We start from the raw sequence: 3,152 nt of genomic DNA, 5'->3' as shown, positions 1-3,152 counted from the left end.
CCGGAGCTGCTGCCGCTGTTGCGGAGGCTGTACGGGCCGGGCCGGTCGGAAGCCCTCGGCAGCCAGGACAACCCGTACATCCTGGCCGGGTTCCGTGCCCTGTGGGCGCAGGCCGAAAGCGAACTGGAACCGGAGACCACGACCCCGGAACCGACGCCCGCGCAGCAGATCACACAGACGCCGCGCAGGTCGAAGTTCACGGAGGACTTCGGCGACGAGCCCATGCCCACGACAGCGTCCGCAACCATGACAGCCTTCCCCGCACTGGGTACCACTGCCCGGGACACCGGCTGGAGGCCCGAAGAGGCCGGCGAGCGCGCCGGACCGGCTCCCTCCGCCGCCGACGTCTCCGCCGCCGACTCCACTGCCGATGACTCCGGCTCCGCGAGCCCCGGGGCCTCGAAGAAGACGGTGCGCTTCGCCGCTCTGCCTCATGAAGAAGGCTCGCAGGCGCGGGACACCTCCGGGGCGGTGTACGGAGAGGAGGGCTACGGCACCGCCCAGGAGCCGGGCACGGACCGGTCCGATGAGACCGGCCGCGAGGAGGGAACTGGCCGCGAGGAGGAAACTGGCCGCGAGGAGGAAACTGGCCGTGAGGAGGAGACCGGCCGGGAACTGGACCAGGACGACCCGCTCGTGCGCGCCCTCTTCATCGCCATGGACCGTGCTCTGCGGGAGGACACGGCTCAGGAGATCACTCTCGACGAGAGCCGGCTCCGGGGCCTCATCCACGGCACGCCGGATTCGCGGGAGCCCGTCGGCATCGGCGCACTCTCGGCACGCGTGCAGGCCCTGGAGGACGCCCGTACCCAGAAGCGGCGCGAGCTGAACCGACCGGATCCCGTGCTCCCGGGGACGCGGGAGCAGGGATACCCCGTGCTCCCCGCGACCGGCGACCAGACGCCGGAGCGGTCCGGGCAGAAGCCGTCAGAGCAGTCCGGGGAGCAGGCCCCGCGGCAGGCCGGCGACCAGGCTCCGCAGCGGACCGAGCCGCAGCTGACCGAGCCGCGGCCGCTGACCGCGGACGAGCAGCGGAAGTGGGCCTCGCACGTCGGGTGGCTGGCACAGCAGGCCGCGCTGGAGGCAGCCGGGTCCGGGCGGCCCCTGCCGGAGCGGGGCGCCTGGGACGACGGCCGCCGGAGCAATCAGGCGTTGGACTACCTGCGTGATCTCCACCGCGAGGTGCTGACCGCGCCCCGGGAGGAGGACGGCGCGCCCCCGGAGAACGTCGGCGGCGGCCAGGTCACGATGCCGATCGCGCGTCTGGCGTCGGACAGCGTCACGAACGTCTACCGCATCACCCCGGGGGGCGAGGAGGACCCCTCCTTCACCGAGGGCGACCTCCAGACCTTTCCTGACGGGAGCAGCCTGGCCAGGCACGCCGTCACGATCGGCGGCACGGAACTGGCGTTCCGGCAGACCGGGCGGGTGGCCGACGCCATCGTCGACGCCCTGGACGTCCACTCCGGGAACGAGGCGGGCTTCCGCGCGAGACTGCTGAGGAAGCTCCAGGAGTTCCCCGAGGATTTCGTCTCCGCCATCCCGGAGCCGGACGCGCTGGAGGACAGCACCGAGCCGGGCTCCGTCGGCAGCGGTGTGGCGTTGAACTACCGGGGATCCGACGGCGTCTGGCACATGGCGGTCATCCGCGCCCGCAACGCCGGTGACTACTCCCGCTACCAGGACGCCTACGACATCAAGGTCGAGCGGCGTCAGCGGTTCAGCCTGAAGGAGTCCGATTCCCATCAGCTGACCTCCAACCGCAGGTTCAGCCTGCCCATCAGCATGTGGCCCGGCCTCGGTGAGACCGGCACTGTCACGCTGCGGCTCTCCGGCAGCTACAACCAGGTGAGCTTCGTCATCTCCCGTACCCGCGGCGGGCTGCGGATCGAGCGGGTGAAGGGGCCCGCCGACAGTCATCTGTACGTCAACGGCGTCGTCTTCGACGTCAAGTCATACGTGCAGGGCGAGGAGCGCGGCGGGCTGCTCCCCGCCGGCGATTCGCCGCACGTGCTGCGGCTCGGGGTCCGTAACGGCTTCCACTGGCGGGTTCCCACGAGCATGACGCGGAAGGTGCCGCCGGGCCCGCTGGGGCTGCCGCGCGAGATCCGCGTCCCGGAGCGGGTACGGCCCGAGCAGGTGACGGTCGATGCCTTCGCGCCGCCCGCGGGCCTGATCGACTGGGCGCTGGGCGTGGCCCACAAGTATGCCGGGCTCACGCTGGACAAGGAGGGCGCGCGGCAGATTCTTGAGGCGTTCCAGTCCAGCGCCCTGCGCAGGAGCGCGACGAGCGCGACGCTCGACGAGGTCAGGACGCCCGCGATCGACGTCGGCGGCGGCGCGGTGGGCTACTTCAGCTACCGCATCCACCACGAGGCGACCGCGGCTCTCGACCGTCCCTTCTACGAGGAGATCATCCGCATCGACGGGGAGTCGAGCGACGCGGCGGCCCTGGAACGGGCCGTCAACAAGAACGCGTCCGTCGCTCTGTCCGGCGGTTGGGTGGCCAACCTCACGGCGCTCCGCGCGAGCGTGACGGCGGAAGTGGGCCTCAACACCGCCCGGAACGACAACACGACCCAGTCCAGTTCCTCGACCATCGTCACCTCGCGGATGGACAGCGCCTCGGGGAGCGGGTCCGGTCAGCTGCCGAGGCCGCACGGGTCCTATCGCGTCCCGGTGAAGCTGCGGGTCGTCTTCCACTCGCCGGACGACATCACCGGCTTCGGCCCCCCGCCCCACCTGAGGCGGCGGGGCATCGATGAGGCCGAGCAGCACGGCACGTTCGACGCCAACACCATGATGCGCATCACCAACGGCGACGCGCGGGAGTGGGGCGGCTGGGACACCGGGCGTACGCACCAGCGCGACATGGGGATCCCCGACCCGCAGCTCCCCTCGCTGGGAGGTGACAACCCCTTCGCGGCCCTGGAAAGCAGCCAGTTCCGCGGGTTCGAGCGGCTCAGCGGTCCATTGCGGCTGCCCGAGCAGGGGAGCCGCGCCCGGCTCTTCGGAGTCCGCAAGGGCCGGCGTCTCGCCGGTCCGGGGCTCCTGTCGTCACCGCGGGCGCGCGAGACGGCGCGGGCGCAGCGGCCCCAGGCACCGGGCCAGGCACCGAGCCAGGCGCCGGGCCGGGTGCCGCCCTCCCGCTC

General features: G+C 72.0%; 2 protein-coding genes. One reads left to right on the top strand and one right to left on the bottom strand.

The features are described 5' to 3' along the window. Positions 1-248, bottom strand: a 248-nt coding sequence (locus tag ACFU99_RS38680; protein WP_384401905.1) for a hypothetical protein, incomplete at its 3' end; no start/stop codon positions are given. Here ACFU99_RS38680 and ACFU99_RS38675 point away from each other — a divergent pair. After that, a partial coding sequence (locus ACFU99_RS38675; RefSeq protein WP_384401902.1) for a hypothetical protein occupies positions 247-3,152 on the top strand: 2,906 nt, incomplete at its 3' end. The two genes, ACFU99_RS38680 and ACFU99_RS38675, sit on opposite strands and share 2 nt — an antisense overlap.

Source organism: Streptomyces sp. NPDC057654 (genome assembly GCF_042800135.1).
Classification (GTDB): Bacteria; Actinomycetota; Actinomycetes; order Streptomycetales; family Streptomycetaceae; genus Streptomyces.
Note: the sequence above shows the minus strand (reverse complement) of the source record. Positions and strands in the feature narration are given on the sequence as shown.